17 protein-coding genes are annotated in these 18,476 nt (G+C 60.5%); 6 read left to right on the top strand and 11 right to left on the bottom strand.

Annotation, left to right across the window (positions count from 1 at the left end; translation table 11 throughout):
* Positions 1-85: 85 nt before the first annotated feature.
* On the bottom strand, positions 86-586 hold the full coding sequence (locus tag GOB81_RS16275; RefSeq protein ID WP_173571345.1) for a sigma-70 family RNA polymerase sigma factor: 501 nt from the start codon (positions 584-586) through the stop codon (positions 86-88).
* Between the two features lie 90 nt (positions 587-676).
* On the opposite strand from GOB81_RS16275, the gene GOB81_RS16270 reads away from it, so the two are divergent.
* Both GOB81_RS16270 and GOB81_RS16265 read left to right on the top strand, forming a co-directional pair.
* Entirely contained in the window at positions 677-1,417 is a 741-nt protein-coding gene (locus GOB81_RS16270; protein WP_173571344.1) for a PhyR family response regulator anti-anti-sigma factor, read from the top strand.
* 69 nt (positions 1,418-1,486) lie between these two features.
* On the top strand, positions 1,487-3,295 hold the full coding sequence (locus tag GOB81_RS16265) for an ABC-F family ATP-binding cassette domain-containing protein (RefSeq protein WP_173571343.1): 1,809 nt from the start codon (positions 1,487-1,489) through the stop codon (positions 3,293-3,295).
* 18 nt (positions 3,296-3,313) lie between these two features.
* Here GOB81_RS16265 and GOB81_RS16260 read toward each other — a convergent pair whose 3' ends face one another.
* From GOB81_RS16260 to GOB81_RS16240, 5 genes are all read right to left on the bottom strand, one after another.
* A complete protein-coding gene (locus GOB81_RS16260) occupies positions 3,314-4,582 on the bottom strand; it encodes a hypothetical protein (RefSeq protein WP_173571342.1) in 1,269 nt (422 codons plus the stop codon).
* Positions 4,583-4,766: 184 nt separating this feature from the next.
* Positions 4,767-6,665 (bottom strand): molecular chaperone HtpG, encoded by a 1,899-nt coding sequence (gene htpG, locus GOB81_RS16255; RefSeq protein ID WP_173571341.1) that lies wholly within the window; start codon positions 6,663-6,665, stop codon positions 4,767-4,769.
* A gap of 235 nt (positions 6,666-6,900) precedes the next feature.
* On the bottom strand, positions 6,901-9,228 hold the full coding sequence (locus tag GOB81_RS16250) for a xanthine dehydrogenase family protein molybdopterin-binding subunit (protein WP_173571340.1): 2,328 nt from the start codon (positions 9,226-9,228) through the stop codon (positions 6,901-6,903).
* Positions 9,221-9,709 (bottom strand): (2Fe-2S)-binding protein, encoded by a 489-nt coding sequence (locus GOB81_RS16245; protein ID WP_173571339.1) that lies wholly within the window; start codon positions 9,707-9,709, stop codon positions 9,221-9,223. The genes GOB81_RS16250 and GOB81_RS16245 overlap by 8 nt, the downstream gene beginning before the upstream one ends.
* Positions 9,710-9,742: 33 nt before the next feature.
* Positions 9,743-11,074, bottom strand: a complete 1,332-nt coding sequence (locus tag GOB81_RS16240) for a c-type cytochrome (RefSeq protein WP_173571338.1) — start codon at positions 11,072-11,074, stop codon at positions 9,743-9,745.
* A 460-nt stretch (positions 11,075-11,534) separates the two neighbouring features.
* On the opposite strand from GOB81_RS16240, the gene rpmI reads away from it, so the two are divergent.
* Together rpmI and rplT are read left to right on the top strand one after the other, a co-directional pair.
* Positions 11,535-11,738 carry a 50S ribosomal protein L35 gene (gene rpmI, locus GOB81_RS16235; RefSeq protein WP_173571337.1) on the top strand — a complete coding sequence of 68 codons (204 nt, stop codon included), beginning with the start codon at positions 11,535-11,537 and terminating at the stop codon, positions 11,736-11,738.
* Positions 11,739-11,752: 14 nt separating this feature from the next.
* Positions 11,753-12,112 carry a 50S ribosomal protein L20 gene (gene rplT / locus GOB81_RS16230; protein ID WP_173571336.1) on the top strand — a complete coding sequence of 120 codons (360 nt, stop codon included), beginning with the start codon at positions 11,753-11,755 and terminating at the stop codon, positions 12,110-12,112.
* A gap of 90 nt (positions 12,113-12,202) precedes the next feature.
* Here rplT and GOB81_RS16225 read toward each other — a convergent pair whose 3' ends face one another.
* The 4 genes from GOB81_RS16225 to rlmN all read right to left on the bottom strand — a co-directional run bounded on the left by GOB81_RS16225 (position 12,203) and on the right by rlmN (position 15,309).
* The gene (locus GOB81_RS16225; protein WP_173571335.1) at positions 12,203-12,622 is read right to left on the bottom strand and encodes an acyl-CoA thioesterase; all 420 of its coding nucleotides are present in this window, start codon (positions 12,620-12,622) and stop codon (positions 12,203-12,205) included.
* A 75-nt stretch (positions 12,623-12,697) separates the two neighbouring features.
* On the bottom strand, positions 12,698-13,120 hold the full coding sequence (hisI, locus tag GOB81_RS16220; RefSeq protein WP_173571334.1) for a phosphoribosyl-AMP cyclohydrolase: 423 nt from the start codon (positions 13,118-13,120) through the stop codon (positions 12,698-12,700).
* On the bottom strand, positions 13,117-13,989 hold the full coding sequence (ygfZ, locus tag GOB81_RS16215; protein ID WP_173571346.1) for a CAF17-like 4Fe-4S cluster assembly/insertion protein YgfZ: 873 nt from the start codon (positions 13,987-13,989) through the stop codon (positions 13,117-13,119). Before ygfZ ends, hisI begins: the two co-directional genes overlap by 4 nt.
* Positions 13,990-14,127: 138 nt before the next feature.
* Positions 14,128-15,309: a 23S rRNA (adenine(2503)-C(2))-methyltransferase RlmN gene (gene rlmN / locus GOB81_RS16210; RefSeq protein ID WP_173571333.1), complete on the bottom strand. Its 1,182-nt coding sequence runs from the start codon at positions 15,307-15,309 to the stop codon at positions 14,128-14,130.
* A 190-nt stretch (positions 15,310-15,499) separates the two neighbouring features.
* Here rlmN and GOB81_RS16205 point away from each other — a divergent pair, with 190 nt between their 5' ends.
* Together GOB81_RS16205 and GOB81_RS16200 are read left to right on the top strand one after the other, a co-directional pair.
* Entirely contained in the window at positions 15,500-15,997 is a 498-nt protein-coding gene (locus tag GOB81_RS16205; RefSeq protein WP_338421384.1) for a peptide deformylase, read from the top strand.
* Positions 15,998-16,446: 449 nt separating this feature from the next.
* Positions 16,447-17,376, top strand: coding sequence for an LpxL/LpxP family acyltransferase (locus GOB81_RS16200; protein WP_242010321.1), 930 nt, complete (start codon positions 16,447-16,449; stop codon positions 17,374-17,376).
* A 214-nt stretch (positions 17,377-17,590) separates the two neighbouring features.
* Here GOB81_RS16200 and GOB81_RS16195 read toward each other — a convergent pair whose 3' ends face one another.
* A complete protein-coding gene (locus GOB81_RS16195; protein ID WP_173571330.1) occupies positions 17,591-18,331 on the bottom strand; it encodes a TlyA family RNA methyltransferase in 741 nt (246 codons plus the stop codon).
* Positions 18,332-18,476 lie beyond the last annotated feature (145 nt).

Raw genomic sequence — 18,476 nt, 5'->3', positions numbered from 1 at the left:
CTAAACCATCCCAAAACCAACAGAAAATCCCGGAAAACCAACAAAAAATCACGCAAAAACAATGACAAAAATATACACAGAAATCCTAGAAAACCGATTCCCAACCGCCGCTTAACTCACACAGAAAGCGACGACCCCGGAAAACCCGCGAACGTAACGTCCCAACAGTCACACCACATATGGCGGCCGCCTCTTCATATGACATGCCCTGCGCCCCCACGAGCATGAGCGCTTCTCTCTGTGCGTCGGGCAGCTTCCACAGCATATTGTTCAGATCGGAGAGTTCATCTGATGCATCATCATGGGCATTCAGACTGAGAGCCTGATCGCCATATTCATCCAGGATCTCTCGCTCGCGCTTGCGTCGCCGTGCCTGCTCGTAGAAAAGATTACGAAGAATGGTGAACAACCACGCTTTCAGATTCGTATCGGCCGCAAACTGGCCCCGTGAGGCGAACGCCCTCACCAGAGCTTCCTGCACCAGATCATCAGCGCGCGAAGCGTCCCGGGTCAGAAATCGTGCGAAAGCCCGCAATTCCGGCAAAAGCGCGACAATTCCATGTCGAAACGAACCCTGTCTTTCCATATTCGGAACAGAGGCTCTTTTCTGATCATGGTTTACCATGCCAACCTAACCTCCGCTTGCCCATTCGGTTCCCGCTAAGGAATATCCACGATGCCCGATTCGCAACGCAGCGAACTGATCCGCGCACTCCCCTACGCACGGCGTTACGCGCGGGCGCTGACAGGAAGCCAGTCACAGGGCGATCTTCTGGTGGCGGAGAGCCTGCGCGACCTTGTAACGCAGGCAACGGGGAAGTCATCGGCGCGCCTTGGTCTCTACCGTGTCATCTCGGAAAAAGCCCATTCGCCTAAGGGTGACGGCCAGCAACCCCACGTCCTGTCCTTCCCCCAGCGTCAGCTTCTTCTTCTTACAGCTCTGGAAGGACTTTCTTCCTCGCAGGCCGCCGACGTCCTCGGTCTGGACAACAAGATTGCCGTCAGACAGATCGAAGAAGCTCACAAGACAATCAGATCAGTGTCGCAGACTTCCATTCTCATCATAGAGGATGAACCCATCATTGCCATGGATATCGAAGATCTGGTCGTGCGCTGTGGACATACGGTTGCCGGTATCGCGCATACTCAGGCCGACGCCATAGCCCAGGCCCGGCAGACGCAACCAGGGTTGATTCTTGCAGACATCAATCTGGGTGAAGGTGGAAACGGCATGGAAGCCGTTGCGGAAATCATGAAAACCATGACTGTTCCCGTCATTTTCGTCACCGCCTATCCGGAATGCCTGCTGACGGGCAACACGGTCGAACCCGCCTTCGTCATCACTAAGCCGTTCGAGCCGCTGACCCTCGCCATCGCCACCTATCAGGCCATTACAGGCGGCGTGCCGGTGCCCTGAGAGCACTTCCTTTCAGGCCCATGCGTCTGAAAGCTTGCAAGACGGCGCGCTTCGCCACACTTTCCGCCTATGGCACCTCCCCTTCTCCTTCTGCAGGACATCACTCTCACGCTCGGCGGCAAACCGCTGCTGGATGGCGTGGGCTTTTCCGTTTCCGCTGGCGAACGCGTCTGCCTTGTCGGACGCAATGGCTCCGGTAAGAGCACGCTTCTGCGGATCGCCGCTGGCGAAATCCTGCCGGACTCGGGGACGCGCTTCCTGCAACCCGGCTGCAGCCTGCGCTATCTGCCGCAGGAACCCGACTTCTCCGGCTTCGACACCGCGATGGACTATGTCGTCGACGGACTCACGGACCCTTCCCAAGAATGGCGCGCCAGCGTGATGCTCGACGCGCTGGGCATGAGCCCCACAGATACCCCGGCGACACTATCGGGAGGTGAGGCCCGACGCTGCGCGCTCGCCCGCGTGCTCGCAGCCGAGCCGGACGTGCTGCTCCTCGACGAACCGACCAACCATCTCGACATGCCGACCATCGAATGGCTGGAAAAGGAACTACTCTCCCTCCGCACGGCCATGGTCATCATCAGCCATGACCGACGACTGCTCGAAACCCTTTCCCGTAGCGTCGTCTGGCTGGATCGTGGGACGACTCGCCGTCTGGATCAGGGCTTCGAACGATTCGAAACCTGGCGCGAAGAGGTTCTGGAGCAGGAGGAACGTGACGCCCACAAGCTCGATCGGCAAATCGCCCGCGAGGAAGATTGGATGCGTTACGGTGTCACGGGCCGTCGCAAACGGAATGTCCGGCGCGTGGCTGAACTGGCCGCACTAAGAACGACCCGCAAGGATTCCGTGCAGCCGCAAGGCACGGTCACGCTGGCAGCCCAGACGAGCGGCCAGTCCGGCAAGCTGGTGACGGTAGCCGAGAACGCCTGCAAAAGCTGGGGCGAGCGTCCCATCGTGAGCGATCTGGATCTGCGCGTGCTGCGTGGCGACCGCATGGGCATTGTCGGAGCGAATGGCGCGGGCAAGACCACGCTGCTCCGGCTCCTCACCGGCGTGGACCAGCCGGATAGTGGCAAGGTCACGCTCGGTCCATCAGTTGCAATGGTCACCCTCGACCAGCAGCGCAAGGCGCTCGATTCTGCCCGCACGCTGTCAGACACCCTGACCGGCGGCGGTGGCGAAATGGTGCAGGTCGGCGACGAAAAGCGCCACGTCATCGGTTACATGAAAGATTTCCTGTTCCGTCCCGAACAGGCGCGCACTCCGGTCGGACGGCTTTCCGGTGGAGAGCGTGGCCGCCTGATGCTGGCCTGCGCACTGGCCCGCCCTTCCAACCTGCTCGTACTTGATGAGCCGACCAACGATCTCGATCTGGAAACACTGGATCTGTTGCAGGAGATGCTGGCGTCCTATGACGGCACCGTTCTGCTTGTCAGCCATGATCGTGATTTTCTTGATCGGGTCGCCACCTCCGTTCTCGCGGCGACCGGCGATGGCGTCTGGACGGAATACGCCGGTGGCTACAGTGACATGCTGGCACAACGCGGGGGTGTAGCGCTGGATGAGCGGGTGGCGGCGGTGGTCGAACACACACCAGCCATCGCAGTCGCAACGAAAAATAGCAGCAGCAAAATCGCCACCCGTAAGCTGTCTTACAAGGATCAGCTTGCGCTCGATAAACTCCCTAAGCAGATCGCGGAACTCGAGACGACCATCAAAACGTTCCGTGAAAAACTGGCCAATGCGGACCTTTACGCGCGCGATCCGAAAGCTTTCGCCAAATTCACGGACGCCCTCGACAAGGCGGAACGGGAACTGACGACAACCGAGGAGCAGTGGCTGGAACTGGAAGTCAAACGTGAGGCGTTATAGGACGACCGAGCTGCCCGCTTAGTCGTCCCATGTCGGGACGCAGGTCCCGACATCGAGAGCGATTCCTCCGGCGGCGGTGATGCGGGCACAGGCATAGGGCCCCAAAGCCGTTGCCGCCACGAGGAAGACCGCACCCGGATAAGGAACCCAAATCTCATCGAACTGCTTCAGCGTGGCCTCCAGCGCGCCCTGCTCCAGCAACACTTCCGTGACTGCCGCGAAATCACACTGCCCCGCGATTCTGGCAGCAAGACCGGAAATATCGGTCACCACACCCGCAAAGGGCAGTCCCCCAAGCAGGGTCTTCAGCCCCGGGTCCGCTCCGGCCAGTTGCGCCATCGCATCCAGACCGGAGAACGGCGCGTACCGTCCGGTACGCACTTCCCGGTCCTGCTCGGCGAAGAAACCGAAATGCTGATTATCGTGGGTCAGCACCCCGGACCCCGGCAGGCAGAGCACGCCGGGTTCACGCCCGACATCGCGACAGGCTTTTCCCAGCCGGGCCAGCGTTGCCGCCGCACACTCTTCAAACGGCTTACCCGAGATCTGACGCCAGACCGTATCGGCCATTTCGACGATCTCGGCCGGGCGCAGCAGCAGGGATGCATGAAGACTCGTCGCGCATATCATCCGCGCCTCGGCATAACCGAACGTCGTGACGGCAAAAGGTGAACCTTCCCGAATCACGGCCTTTACCCGCTCGGCAATATCATGTGGCGCCAGCCAGAGCGGGGACGTTTCAAGGGAGCGCATGTCGCGCACAACGTCTTCTCGAGAAAAAGCTTTTGCCAGCTTTGCATTGGCCATCTGGCTATAGAGTGAAATGCGCCCGTTCTGAGGAGCGGCGAGGTCATCAAGTAGATCGGTGCTGTCGATCAGTTCGTCATACCGTCCCGTCTGCTCGAGACTACAGATGTAATTCCATGCAGAGAAACGCTCGCCGTTCAGGCGGCGGACGACGTTGCGCAGCAGAGGCAATGCGTCCTCGAACCGCCTCTCGTTGAAGAGGGCGGTGGCGATATCGGCATCCTGCGCGTCATCACGCATTTCGGTGCGCAGCAGAAGGTCGCAGATCCGACGCCGGTCTCCTGTCGGTGCGCCTGCAAGGCCCTTCAGAAGCACTGCGCGAAGATGCCGAATATCCGGCCATTTTTCAAAGGCTTCCGAGCAGGCTGAAACCGCATCCGCCAGAGTGTCAGTGACGAAGGACTGTTCAGCACACGCGAGGGACTCACTAAAACCATCGCGTGGCATGAGATACACGCCATCCGCCCCATCATCACTCAACTCTTTTTCCTTCGCTGACACAGCTCTTTGATCCAATGGCAAAGATTTACTCCGGTGCCTGCACTGTGCCCGGAGCTTCCATCAGTCCATCAAAACCTTAATTTCAGGGCAATAGTGAGACAGCCACAAAAAACGGGCGAAGCCATCGACTTCGCCCGCCATTCTCCGTCAGGAAGGAGACCGCTTACGCGCTCTTTGCACCTGCGGTCAGCAGCCCCGTCAGACGCTGAACAAACGCCGCCGGGTCCTTCGGATTCTCGCCATCCTGAATACGGGCGACATCCAGAAGCACCTTCGCCAGATCCGTGACCGCCGGGCTTTTCTCCGCCGCCTTGCGCGCCAGTTCCAGCACCAGCGGGTTGCGCGGGTTCAGTTCCAGAATCGGAGCGCTTTCGGGAATCTTCTGACCACTGCGACGCATCAGCTTCTGCAACTGAAGATCCGGCCCGTTCTCGGACGCCGCCAGCACGACGGCACTGGAAACCAGACGATCCGTGCCCCGCACGTCGGACACTTCGCTGCCCAGCGCTTCTTTCAGCGCGGGGAGGAGAATGTCCATGTCGGCGGCTTCACCCGTCGCGGCTTCGCCCTCGACAGCGAACTTCTCCAGATCGGCCGCACCCTGCGTCACGCTTCTAAGGGTCTTGCTCTCGAAGCTGGTCAGGCGATCCGGCCAGAAGGAATCGACCGGTTCGGACAGCAGCAGCACTTCGAGCCCACGCGCACGGAACCCTTCAAGCTGCGGCGAGTTCGCCACGGCATCCTCGTTGTCGCCGGTCAGGTAATAGATGGCCTCCTGCTCGGGCTTCATGCGGCTGATATAATCGCCAAGCGTCGTCCAGCCGGACTCCGGGTTTTCGGCATCGACCGTGAGAGCGCTGGAGCGGAACCGCGCAAGACCGGCGAGTTCCGTGCGGTGCTCGGCGTCCTCCCAGATCCCTTCCTTCATGACCGCACCGAAGTTTTCCCAGAATTTCAGGAATTCGGCGTTGTCGGCGGAACGCTTCTTCAGTTCACTCAGCACACGGCCCGTGACGGCCTTGCGGATGCGGGCCAGAACCGGCGTCGCCTGAAGCATCTCGCGCGAGACATTCAGCGGCAGATCTTCCGTGTCCACGACGCCCTGCACGAAGCGCATCCATGCTGGCAGGAGGGCTGCATCGTCAGTGATGAACATGCGCCGGACATGCAGGCGAATCTTGCTTTCACGCGCCGGATCACCGAATTCGAAAGGACGCGAGCCGGGAATGAACAGCAGCGCACTGAACTCGATGGTGCCTTCTGCGCGCCATTGCAGCGTGGCCCACGGTGTGTCGAAATTATGCGAGACGTGGCGATAGAACTCGTTGAGCTGCTCTTCCGTCACTTCATTCTTGGGTTTGCGCCACAGCGCCGTGCCCTCGTTGGCGGGGCTTTCCTCGCCATCCTTCACGATGGTCACGGGCCAGGCGATATGGTCCGCCCACTTGCGGATGATTTCCTGCAAACGCCATGAATCGAGGAACTCGTCCGCGTCTTCCTTGATGTGCAGGGTGATATCCGTGCCGGGCTTTTCCCGCGTAGCAGGAGCAAGCTCGTAAGCGCCCTTCCCGTCAGAAGTCCATTTCCACCCCTCGTCGGAACCGGCACGACGGGAGACGACTTCCACACGATCCGCCACCATGAAAGCGGCATAGAAGCCGACACCGAACTGGCCGATCAGGTTCGGCTTGTCCTCAGGCTTCGCGCCCTCCAGTTCCTTGCCGAAGGCGCGGGTGCCGGAACGGGCAATGGTGCCGAGATTGCTGACCAGCTCGTCCTTGCTCATGCCGGTGCCATCGTCGGTAATGGTCAGCAGGCGGGCGTCCTTATCCGGGTTGATGCGGATCTTCGCGTCTTCCGGCAGCGCACGGGCACCATCGGTCAGGGCCTCGAAGCGGCGGCGGTCGGTCGCGTCGGCGGCGTTGGCCACCAGTTCGCGGAGGAAAATCTCGCGTTCGGAATAAAGAGAGTGAACGACAAGGTCGAGAAGACGTCCGACCTCGGCACTGAATTCATGCTTTTCAGCCGTGGAAGACGGATTCGTAGTCTCCTGTCCGGTCATGTAAATAATATCCCTCTGTTTTTCAGTTCATTCAAATGCAGCCGTCGAGCGGCTGTGACCATCTGGAATGTGTGATGGCTTCGGTTGTTTTTCAAGCCAGCACAGAGCACGGCCCTGAAACAAGAAAAGGGGCCGAAGCCCCTTTTAACTCGTTTGAAAAGGAAGAGAGGGGCAGGATACGCCTCTCTCTTCCAAAAGACGGGATAAAACCCCTGCCCTCTATTTCCTGACGCGATCAGGCCGCGCCTTTCGCCTTGAGAGCCGCCAGCACATCTTCCGGACGGACCGGCATGTGGCGCAGGCGGATACCCACGGCATTGAAGATAGCGTTGCCGATCGCGGCACCGATGGTTGTCACGCCCGGCTCGCCGAGACCCATCGGCTTTTCGGTGCTGTCGACAAACTCGATGTCCATCTCAGGAACATCCGGCATACGCAGCGGCGTGTAGGTATCGAGGTTCCGATCGCGGCAGACGCCGTCCTCGATCTCGCTGCCTTCACACAGCGCCATGCTCAGTCCCCACAATGCACCGCCTTCCGTCTGCGCCAGCGCGCCGTCCGGATCGACGATGGTTCCGGCATCCAGAACCAGCCAGATCTTCTGGCAGGTGACGACACCGGTTGCCCGATCCACATGCACCTGCACCGCACCGGCGGTCCAGGTCGGCATGCCGCGTTCCTGACCGAAGGTGGTGGCCATACCCAGCCCCGTGTCCTTTGGCAGCGACGTGCCCCAGCCAGCCTTTTCCGCCAGCCGCTTCACCACCGCGGCCTGACGCAACGCGCCTCCGTTGGAATCGGGAGCCTTGCCCTTGTTGCGGCCCTCCGGTCCCTCGCCATTCAGTAGGGCGAGACGGAAAGCCACCGGGTCCTTGCCGAGATCATGAGCAAGCTCGTCAATGAAACATTCCTGCGCCCACGGCGTCCAGCCCGCACTCACCGAACGCAGCCAGCCGGGACGGAAGGTCTCCTTGGCGAGATCGTTGCTGATCGCGCGGACCCGCATCGTGCCGAAATCATACCAACTGTCCGCACCAGCAATGGCGAACTGATCGTACGGCTTGCCGTCCACGCCCTTTTCCATGAAGGCGCCAGCCATCACTTCCGTCGGCCAGCCAGCCGTGGCGTGATGCTCGAACCCGACAATGGTGTTCTTCTCATCCAGCGCCACACGCACTTTCTGCACGGATGGCGAGCGGATGGAGTCGAACTGCATGTCATCGGAACGAGTGAGAATCAACTTCACCGGCTTGCCACCGATGGCCTTGGACGCCAGCGCCGCCGGGACCGCATAGTCACCATTCAGACGACGACCGAAGCCGCCTCCGAGCAGATAGCTGACCATCTTCACGTTCGCTTCCGGCACACCAAGCGCCTTGGCGATGACCGGCAGGAACAGGGTCTGCCACTGGTTGCCGCAATGAACTTCCCATGTGCCGTTCTTCAGCTGGGCGATCGCGTTCATCGGCTCAAGCTGATAGTGCATCACCGAAGCGCAGGTATATTCCTGCTCAAGCACGCGATGCGCACCCTTGAAGGCTTCATCGACGCCCTTGTCGTTGAAGATCATGGTGCCGACATCAGACTTCGCGATCAGTTCGCGGCCGCGATCCTGAATCTGCTTTTCGCTCACCTTAGCGGTCTTGCCCGCCGCCCACTCGACCTTCAGAAGGTCCGTGGCGCGAATGGCCGCCGGATAGGTTTTCGCAAGCACGACAATCCAGCCCGGAACCGTCTCGCTGGGGTCATCCAGCGTGATGTAACGGATATAACCCGGAACTTTCTTCGCTTCGCTGTCATCCACCGAAACGACCTTGGAGCCGTAACGTGTCGGCGGCATCTTCGGACGGCCATAGACCATGCCATCGATTTTCGCGTCGATGCCGTAGATCGCCGTGCCGTTGGTCTTGGATGGAATGTCCAGAGACTTCACCGGCTTGCCGATGAGGCGACGCTCCGATGCCGGCTTGAGCGGCAGGCTCTTCATCTGGTCGGCGGTGAAGCTGCGCGTCGGCTTCGCTTTGGCAACAATGTCACCGAAGCTGATGGAATACGAACCCCCGGTGACCTTGCCGTTCCGTGCGTGGCAGGCGGAAGCCGGAATACCGAGCAGTTTCGCGCCTTCCTCGACCAGTATGGTCCGGGCGGCCGCACCGGCCTGACGGAACACATCCCAGGTCATCCACACGGACCATGAGCCACCCGTGATCATCAGGCCCCATTTCGGGTCCGTGTCCACATAGGTGATCTTCACCTTGTCCCAGTCGGCTTCCATCTCGTCCGCAATGATCCGGGCGAGGGCCGTGCCGATATGCTGGCCCATTTCCGCGCGAATGATGTTGACGTTGATGGTGCCGTCCGGCGCAACCGAGCACCAGATGTTCGGCTCGAACTCCGGCGGCGGGAGCGGTGCGCCAAGCGGATAAGTCTGCGCGGCTTTCGACTCGCGGGCGAAGCCGAACAGGAACGAGCTTCCAACGGCGGCGGAGACAAATCCACGACGGGACAGGCCGCGTCCTGCGGCCCGATCCTGCTGGGCGGCAATACGTTCGAGCTTACCCATTGGAGCTGTCTCCCTCCGTCCTGGCCGACTTCATGGCGGCGGCGGCCTCCTTGATGGCCTTTCGGATACGGATGTAGGTCATGCAGCGGCAGAGGCTGCCACCCATGACACCGTCGATATCCTCGTCAGTCGGATCGGGATAATCCCGCAGCAGGCTGGCAGCCTGCATGATCTGTCCCGACTGGCAGTAACCGCACTGCGGCACCTGGATTTCCTGCCAGGCGTCCTGAAGCGGATGCCTGCCTTCCGGATCCAGCCCCTCGATCGTGGTGACGTCCGCCCCTTCGATCGCCGAGACAGGCGTAACGCAGGATCGGGTCGCGCGCCCGCCGACATGCACGGTGCAGGCGCCGCACTGGCCGACGCCGCAACCGAACTTTGTGCCGGTCAGCCCGAGATCGTCGCGGATCGCCCACAGCAATGGCGTGTCTTCCGGCACGTCGAGCGACACGTCACGGCCATTAAGTTTGAATTTTATCATGATACGGCTCCGTGATCCCAGCTCATCCGAGGCTTAGTGCGAGGAATTGACTGGCGGTTCTTCCACCAGCTTGCGGGCGTCAGCAGCTTTCTTCTCCAGATCCGTCCATGGGGGCAGGGTTGTCCGCGTGCGACGCAGATAGGCGGCCAGTCGGGCCATGTCGTGGTCGCTGAGTGCATTGTAGAAGCTTGGCATCGCGACACCGCTCTGACCTTCCTTCGCCGTCAGGCCACGCAGCATGACAAGGTAAAGGTTGGTCGGTTCGTTCAGCCACAGCGCATTGTTGAGCGCGAGTTCCGGGCGACCCAGAACCGGTGCTGGCGCGGCGTTGTAATGGCAGGCTCCGCAGGCGCCCTGATAAAGACGCGCATCGGGGTCCGTGCTGAAGCCGACCAGATCCTTTTTCGAATCCGTCATGGCCTGTGCAATGGCGGCCTTGTCGCCTGCCACACGTTCAGCCGCATGAGCCTTGTCCGCGAAGAAGTAGGCGATCGCGTGAACGTCCGACTCCGGCACCGTCGCAAGGAAGTCATGGGCAACGGGGGACATCGGACCGCCAGCCGGGCCGTGAAGCGGGGCAACACCGTTACGGAGATACTGATAGAGCTCGTCTTCCGTCCACACGACGGGCGTCGGATTGTTCTGGTTCAGCGGAGGAGCGATCCAGCCATCCACCACGCCGCCATCATATTCGTGGTTGGCGACTTTTTCAGCGCCCGCCAGATTACGGGGCGTATGGCAGGCACCGCAATGCGCCGCGCCTTCAGCAAGGTAGGCACCACGGTTCCATTGTGCGTCGTGGCTTGGGTCTTGCTTGTAGAGACCCGGCGTGAAGAACACCAGCTTCCAGGCAGCCAGCGTGATGCGTGGCGAAATGCTGAGGGGGAAGCCATTCGGGCGGTGCGTCATATGCACTGCCGGACGGGTCATGATCCACGCATACAGGTCCGAGATGTCCGCATCGGTCATCTTGGTGAAATGATCGTAGACAAACGCCGGCAGCAGATGGGAGCCGTCACGGGACACACCGTAGTGCAGGGCGCGCCGGAGCGCCTCCTCCGACCAGTTGCCGATTCCGGTTTCCGGATCAGGCGTGATGTTCGAGGAGAAAATATCGCCGAACGGTGTCTGCATCCTGTAATCGCCCGCGAGTTCGGGGCCTGTGCCTCCGTCCTGACGGGTGTGACATTCGACGCAGTAGCTTTCGGCTGCGACGATGCGGCCGCGCTCGATTTTCTCCGCAGAGAACTGTCCCGGCTGGACGGGGGCGATTTTAGGAATGGCGGGCCACCAGGCGTACCAAAGAAACCCCAGTCCGCCGACAACGCCGGCACCTACAACGCCTGTAAGTATGCGCTTGATCACTCTCAACCCTCACTGCCGGGAAACCGACGGTCTTTCACGATAGTAAAGTGACATGCGGCCTCAGCGAGAAGCTGTCGGCGCATTTGTGTCACTCCGTGCCATGTTTTCATAGATGCATAAATCGGCGCTTGGAACCGCAAAACAAGAATATGATCTATGTCATTGCGGAATTTTTACTACTTTAATTGCTTTTGTTCCCTATTTATCGCCTGTCGAAGTGAATATTTTATCTATATCCATTCATATATAGACATTCTGTTCTTTGCGCCGCCATGCTGAATAGTCTGCCCCTCCCGGAAGGGGCGGGACGAGCGCAGATCCGACAAATGACTTGAAAGCCGGCCCCAGGTTTTGTATGAGCGCCTTTCATTCACGCGCCCGGGCCTGTGGGGCATGCCCGGCCGTGTCTTGTCGTCACTACCCTTCGGGGTGGAGACGGCCTTATGTCAGGGAGACTGAAATGCCCAAGATGAAGACGAAGTCGTCGGTCAAGAAGCGGTTCAAAATCACCGCAACCGGCAAGGTGCTCTGCGGCGCGGGCAACAAACGCCACGGTCTTATCAACCGTTCGCAGAAGATGAAGCGCACGAATCGCGGACCTCAGGTTATGACCGAGATGGACGCGAAGACTGTGAAGCAGTGGGCCCCCTACGGGCTGGCTTGAGGAGCACCTGATAAATGGCACGTGTTAAGCGGGGCGTAACGACGCACGCCCGTCACAAGAAGGTTCTCGAGCTCTCCAAGGGCTTCCGCGGACGGTCTTCCACGAACTATCGCGTCGCCCTCGAGCGTCTCGAAAAGTCGCTCCAGTATGCGTATCGCGATCGTCGCAACAAGAAGCGTGAATTCCGCGCTCTGTGGATCCAGCGTATCAACGCTGCCGTCCGTGAGCATGGCCTGACCTACAGCCGTTTCATCAACGGTCTGGACAAGGCTGGGATCGAGATCGACCGTAAGGTTCTGGCCGCCATCGCTTTCGATGACGCCGTAAGCTTCGGTGAAATCGTGAAGAAGGCCCAGGCTGCTCTCGCTGCCTGAAGCTCGACCTTCCCGATATGAAAAAGCCGCCTTTTCAGGCGGCTTTTTTTATGTCCGGATAGGAAAAGAACACTGTGACCTGAAAAGGAATCATTCTTCTTTGTCGTCAGAAGACGCGACTTCGGGAGGAATGGGAATCGGCCGATTGTTTTCATCAACTGCCACGAAAACGAATTTGCCCTGAGTGACAAGCTGGCGTTCCGTTGACTGCCGCACCCGTCGCCACGCCTGCACCTGAATGATCATGGAAGTCCGACCGACTTTCACGATATCGGTATAGACTGACAGTTCGTCGCCCACAGCCATGGGGGCGAGAAACGATACACTATCAATGGCGACCGTCACGGTCTTGCTGCGCGCCCGCACACCGGCTGCGGAGCCTGCGGCCAGATCCATCTGGGACATGACCCAGCCACCGAACACATCGCCTGCGGCATTCGTGTTGCTCGGCATTGCGATGACACGAATGGTCAGCTTGCCTGAGGGCTCGCGCAACTGGTTTTCCAACATGGTGAGGCTCCGGGCCGCTGTCATCTTCGCTTACAGACAATGAGTGAAAAGCGGACCGGGGACAACACCCGTTCCTCACCCGCCGTAGAGAGTCTCGGGTGTCACCAGCGGATCGGAGATCGTTTCCAGTCCCTCCTGCCCGAATCGACGGTAAAAACAGCTACGCCGCCCGGTGTGGCACGCCACACCTGTCTGATCGACGAGCAGGAGCACCGCATCACCGTCACAGTCCAGTCGGGCTTCCACGAGCCGCTGCACCTGCCCTGATGTCTCGCCCTTGCGCCACAGCGCACCACGGCTACGAGACCAGTAACAGACGCGCCCCAGCAAAAGCGTTTCTTTCAGCGCGTCCCGGTTCAGCCACGCCACCATGAGCACTTCCCCGGTGTCATACTGCTGCGCGATTCCGCAAATGAGGCCGGATGCATCGAACGCCACGCGCTCAAGTTCGCGCTCCACCGCTTCCGGTGTCGGCCGAATGCTCTCGATATCCTTCATGTCGCGGCCCCTCCCTGCGTGACGGCTCCCCCCTTTTTCTCTTCTGCGAGAGCTATGGCAAGCCAGCCTGGGACGCGGGGCACGATCCTGTGCCCGTTTGCTTCCAGATGTTGCTCGAGCGCGGCGGGGCGCAAGAAGGCCAACCCGCAATGGTCATGGCTGGACCGGATATGACCGACTTCGCTGCCATCCGCCATGATGGGCGTCCCCGGTTCAGGCAAGGGGACTTCCGACGCCACCGGCACCAGACGGCGCTTGACCAGCCCGCGATAATGCGTGCGCGCCGTCAGCTCCTGCCCCATGTAGCAACCCTTGCTCCATGAAACGCCGTTCAGCAGATCGAAATTGGCTTCCAGAAGCAGTGTCTTTTCCGGCTCGCAGTCGCGGTCGCCGTCGGGAAGTCCAAGCACGAGACGATGCAGGTCATAAGCTACAGCGTCCGCCTTCGCGACGGGCGAAGGTTCCAGCATCAGCAGACGCCATCCGGCTGTGGGCAGGCGCGGATCGGGAGCCACAATGGCGTTTTCCACCGTCGCCACATCCGGTAGAGCGCCCCATGCGGCATGGACAACCAGCTGCGTCTCCTGAAGGTTCACGTCCGAGCGTAGGCGGAATTTCGAAAGTGTCTCCATCAGCATGGCGCTCTGCGAGGACTCGCAGTCCAGCAGCAGGCACGGCTCGTCGGGGTCGGCAAAGATGAAGAAATCGGCCTTCCAGCGTCCTTGGGGAGTGAGAAGAGCCGCCCATGCGGCTGCTCCCGGTTCGACCGTCGTGACGTCATTGGAGACCAGTCCCTGAAGGAACTTCACGCGGTCCTCACCCCTGACGGCAATCACCGTCCGGTCAGGAAGGTGGGCGAAATAACTCATCATATCTTCTCCCGGCGGCCAGAAGAGGCCAGCTCGATCCTGCGAAGGCGTCCGGAAGATTGGTCTTCAACCTCACACGCACAAGTGACAAATCCTACATCTGCAAGACAGGAAGCTCAATTTCTCAGGAGCGACGTTTCAGAGACCTTCGCGGACGGGACGGCTTCGCTCGCTCGCGGTCTTCAGTTGCCCGCAGGCTGCAAGAATATCGCGTCCACGTGGCGTGCGGATCGGCGATGCGAAACCGGCATCCATGACGATCTGAGCAAACTTCGCCTGCTGTTCGCGCGTCGAGGGCTTGTAGTCGCTGCCGGGCCAGGGGTTGAAGGGAATCAGATTCACCTTGGCCGGAATGCCGCTGATCAGGCGCACCAGTTCGCGGGCGTCGGCCTCGCTGTCGTTGATGCCCCGCAGCATGACGTATTCGAACGTGATGCGTCGGGCATTGCTCGCCGCCGGATAGCGACGGCAGGCCGCCAGCACTTCTTCGATGGGGTATTTGCGGTTCAGTGGCACGATCTCGTCACGCAGATCGTTGCGGACAGCATGTAATGACACAGCGAGATTGATTCCGAGCTCGTCACCACAGCGGTCCATCAGCGGCACGACACCGGACGTGGACAGCGTGATACGGCGACGGGACAGGGCGATCCCCTCCCCGTCCATGATGATCCGCATGGCCTTGGCCACGTTCTCGTAGTTGTAGAGCGGCTCACCCATGCCCATCAGCACGATGGTGGAGAGCAGACGGGGGGTGTCGCCTTTCGGGCTGGGCCATTCACCGTAAGAATCACGCGCGCCCATGAACTGACCGACGATTTCCGCGGCCCCTAGATTGCGCACCAGCTTCTGCGTGCCGGTGTGACAGAAGGTGCAGGAGAGCGTGCAACCGACCTGCGAGGAGATGCACACCGCGCCCCGATCTTCGCGCCGGTCGGGGATATAGACCGTCTCGGCTTCCTGTCCGTCACGGAAGCGGAACAGGAACTTGCGTGTCTCGTCCTGCGAGGTCTGCACGACGGTCGGCTCCGGACGGCCGACGATGAACCGTTCCGCCAGCTTCTGCTGGAGCGGTTTGGCGATGCTGCTCATCCGGGTAAAATCTGTCACACCCTGATGATAGATCCAGTGCCAGAGCTGTTTTGTGCGGAACGGTTTCTCGCCGATGGCGATCAGTTCCTCGGTCAGCTCTTCCCGTGACAGGCCGACAAGGTCACGCCGACCGTCCGCAAGCTGGATCGGCGGGGGCGAGAACAACGCCGACTTCGCGAGAATCCGCTCCCGGTCGGCGGCATCAAGCGCGAAGTCAGTATCGCTCATACCCTGTGTCTTCCTGTCTCTGTCGAAAATGGCTGTGAAGGCGGCCTCCTACCACGGACAGACCGGGAATTGGAGAAAAATCGATTCGTTCGAGGACCGGAGCCGGGACGTTCTTTTTACCAGACGTTGCTCCTGTCAGGGCGGAAAGGCAGAAGAGGCGCCCCGCCTCTATTTACTCCGGAGACCTGATGTGGCCGTGCGTCCGCTCGTGACCTTTCCCGACCAGCGCCTGCGCCTCCCGGCCGAACCTGTCCTCCGGTTCGATGCGCAGTTGCGGGCACTCGCCACAGATCTGCTCGACACCATGCGGGCCGCGCCGGGGATCGGGATCACAGGACCGCATATCGGCGTCGCCCAGAGGATCGTCGTGCTGGAACTGCCGGACGCGCCGGTGCCACAGACATACGTCAATCCGGAAATCGTCTGGGCGTCGGATGAGACGAGCAGGGGTGAGGAAGGCAGTGTTTCGATGCCAGGCGTGAACGAACAGATCGCACGGGCCGCACGGGTGCATGTGCGATATCAGAATCTTGATGGCGTGGAACTTGTGGAGGAGGCGGAAGGGTTGCGGGCCACCTGCCACCAGCATGAGATCGACCAACTGAACGGCGTGTTCTGGATACAGCGGCTCTCGGCGCTCCGGCGAGGCCGGGTGATTGCGCGATTCGAAAAGGTCCGGCGCAGGTAAAAGCTCACACTTTGGGAAATGAGGCGGAAACAGCTCCTGCTGACCCATGGAGGAACCCGGAGAGTTCCGGAATCCCTCACAGAACAGGATTTTTAAAGCGGATTGTAAATTCCCTCTCCACTCACATCCTCGCACCGAACCTCTTCTGCCATGCTGTGTTCAGGGATCAACGATCCACGTGCGTAGGAACCGACCGTTAAGCAACCCAGACCGCTGGCATTTCAGAAGGCTCGGAAACAGGCGACGCGCCCACAGAGACTATTCGTAACGCTCTGTTTTCTTGCGGCGTGATACATCCGCCTCTTGGGTCAACATTTCGTTCGTCCTCTCAGGAAGTGACACTCAAGGCGGTTCAGCCCAGTGCGACCGGCAGACCTATTCAGGCATCAGATATTGCCGGAAGTCCTGCCTGCATGCGGGGTGACCCGCTCCCCATCTCAGGAACTTTCATGACGCGAAACAGTGTTTCGTCCAACAATAACGGTCTGCGTGGCTCGCTGACGGTCCTTGCATTCACCGGTGCGATTGGCCTGATGCGCTTGCTGGGTCCTGCGCGTTCGTCCGGCATTGGTGCCCGCATCGTGGAGACCATCGGCCCCTTTCTGCCAGCGTCGCGGGTGGCGATGCACAACATCACCATCGCATTTCCGGATATGGAAAAAAACCAGCAGAAGAAAATCATCCGGGGCGCGTGGAACAATCTCGGCCGGGTGGTGGGGGAGTTCTCGCACCTCAGGAGCATGACGCGCACGTCGGAGGGGCCGGGCTGGGAGGTTTCGGGGGAAGAGAACATCGCGGCAGCGTGGAAAGACGGACTTCCACCCCTGTTCTTCTCCGCTCACCTCGGCAACTGGGAAATGATCCTGCCCATCGCCGGCGCGCTGGGTCTGCCGGTGGGTGGCGTCTATCGGGCGGCCTCAAATCCCATCATGGAGCGCCTGATTCAACGCATCCGGGGCGAAGCCGGACATGGGACGTTCATGTTCCCCAAAGGAGCACGCGGCGCCCGGGCGATTATCGGCCATCTGTCCGCAGGCGGCACGATGGGGTTGCTGGTGGACCAGAAGATGAATGACGGGATCGCGGTTCCATTCTTCGGGCAGGATGCGTGGACTGCCCCCGCGCTGGCGCAGCTTGCAACACGGTTTCAGCGCAATATCGTGCCAATCCGCGTTGTTCGCATCGGCGCAACGCGGTTCCGGCTGGAGTGCGAGCCGGCGCTGACCCTCCCGGCAACGGGCGAGCGTGGAGCGGACCAGCGATTGATTATGGAAGCTGTGAACGCGCATGTGGAAGGCTGGATCAGGCAGGAACCCCAGCAATGGTTGTGGTTCCACCGCAGATGGCCGAAAGCCGTTCCGATCCCGCACTCGGCGTAGTTCATCGGCGACACTGCTCCCACGGAGACAGGACACCGGCTTGTTTTCGTGAGCGAAAGAGAGCGATCAAAGACAGCTCTTGCGTGCGGATAAAGAGTCTTTACGGGAGCGCCGAGAAGCTGCCCCCTCTTTGGAATGCGGCTGCGCAACTGCTGGAAAACCTCTGTTCCAGCAGTGCTTTAGCGGGCCCTCAGGAAAGCCGCATGGCCGCTGTCTATCCGATCCTGCGCGCGCCGATCAGAAACTCGCGGTTCCCTTCAGGACCCGTAATCGGGCTTGCTTCCACCCCCAGCACGTCCCATCCCGGCAGAGCACTCCACCAGTCGGCGATCATAACGCAGACCTGCTCATGCACGGCAGGATCACGGACCACCCCTTTTGCCCCGACATGCTCGCGTCCGGCCTCGAACTGAGGCTTGATGAGCGCTACCGCCCACGCATCCGGCGTCGTCAGTGAGAGCGCCGCCGGAAGGACCGTGCGAAGACCGATGAAGCTGGCGTCGCAGACGACGGCACCGATGGGATCGGGAATGAGCGTGGCGTCGAGGGCGCGGGCGTTCTGCTTCTCCATGACCACCACACGGGGATCGGAACGCAACTTCCACGCAAGCTGCCCGTGACCCACATCGACGGCATAAACCTTGCTCGCGCCATTGGTCAGCAGCACGTCGGTAAAACCACCTGTGGAAGCGCCGACATCCATGCAGATGCGCCCTTCAGGCGAAAACTTGAAGAACGGAAGAGCATGGGCAAGCTTCAGACCACCCCGGGACACCCACGGATGATCCTGTCCCTTGAGGGCTAACGGAGCCTCTTCGGGAAGCATGTCGCCCGCCTTGGCTACACGCCGGTCTCCCGTATAGACCACGCCCGCCATGATGAGGGCCTGCGCCCTGGTCCGGCTTTCGACCAGTCCCCGGTCAACGAGAAGCTGGTCAACGCGGCGTTTTGCCATGGTTTAGGCGATCTGCTCGCTTGTGGCGCCCGCACCGACAGCGTTAAGGGCGGTTTTGACGATTTGTGGCGCGTTGAGTTGTGCGATGTTGTATTGCTCGAACTGGCTGTTGTGGTCGATGAACATGTCCGGGAGCGTCATTGTG

This window comes from Acetobacter conturbans (genome assembly GCF_011516755.1).
GTDB lineage: Bacteria > Pseudomonadota > Alphaproteobacteria > Acetobacterales > Acetobacteraceae > Acetobacter > Acetobacter conturbans.
Note: the sequence above shows the minus strand (reverse complement) of the source record. Positions and strands in the feature narration are given on the sequence as shown.

Coding starts and splice junctions, on each gene's coding strand:
- GOB81_RS16275 (WP_173571345.1), bottom strand. CDS start 586: ATGGAAAGACAGGGTTCGTTTCGACATGGAATTGTCGCGCTTTTGCCG.
- GOB81_RS16270 (WP_173571344.1), top strand. CDS start 677: ATGCCCGATTCGCAACGCAGCGAACTGATCCGCGCACTCCCCTACGCA.
- GOB81_RS16265 (WP_173571343.1), top strand. CDS start 1,487: ATGGCACCTCCCCTTCTCCTTCTGCAGGACATCACTCTCACGCTCGGC.
- htpG (WP_173571341.1), bottom strand. CDS start 6,665: ATGACCGGACAGGAGACTACGAATCCGTCTTCCACGGCTGAAAAGCAT.
- GOB81_RS16250 (WP_173571340.1), bottom strand. CDS start 9,228: ATGGGTAAGCTCGAACGTATTGCCGCCCAGCAGGATCGGGCCGCAGGA.
- GOB81_RS16245 (WP_173571339.1), bottom strand. CDS start 9,709: ATGATAAAATTCAAACTTAATGGCCGTGACGTGTCGCTCGACGTGCCG.
- rpmI (WP_173571337.1), top strand. CDS start 11,535: ATGCCCAAGATGAAGACGAAGTCGTCGGTCAAGAAGCGGTTCAAAATC.
- rplT (WP_173571336.1), top strand. CDS start 11,753: ATGGCACGTGTTAAGCGGGGCGTAACGACGCACGCCCGTCACAAGAAG.
- GOB81_RS16225 (WP_173571335.1), bottom strand. CDS start 12,622: ATGTTGGAAAACCAGTTGCGCGAGCCCTCAGGCAAGCTGACCATTCGT.
- hisI (WP_173571334.1), bottom strand. CDS start 13,120: ATGAAGGATATCGAGAGCATTCGGCCGACACCGGAAGCGGTGGAGCGC.
- ygfZ (WP_173571346.1), bottom strand. CDS start 13,989: ATGAGTTATTTCGCCCACCTTCCTGACCGGACGGTGATTGCCGTCAGG.
- rlmN (WP_173571333.1), bottom strand. CDS start 15,309: ATGAGCGATACTGACTTCGCGCTTGATGCCGCCGACCGGGAGCGGATT.
- GOB81_RS16200 (WP_242010321.1), top strand. CDS start 16,447: ATGACGCGAAACAGTGTTTCGTCCAACAATAACGGTCTGCGTGGCTCG.
- GOB81_RS16195 (WP_173571330.1), bottom strand. CDS start 18,331: ATGGCAAAACGCCGCGTTGACCAGCTTCTCGTTGACCGGGGACTGGTC.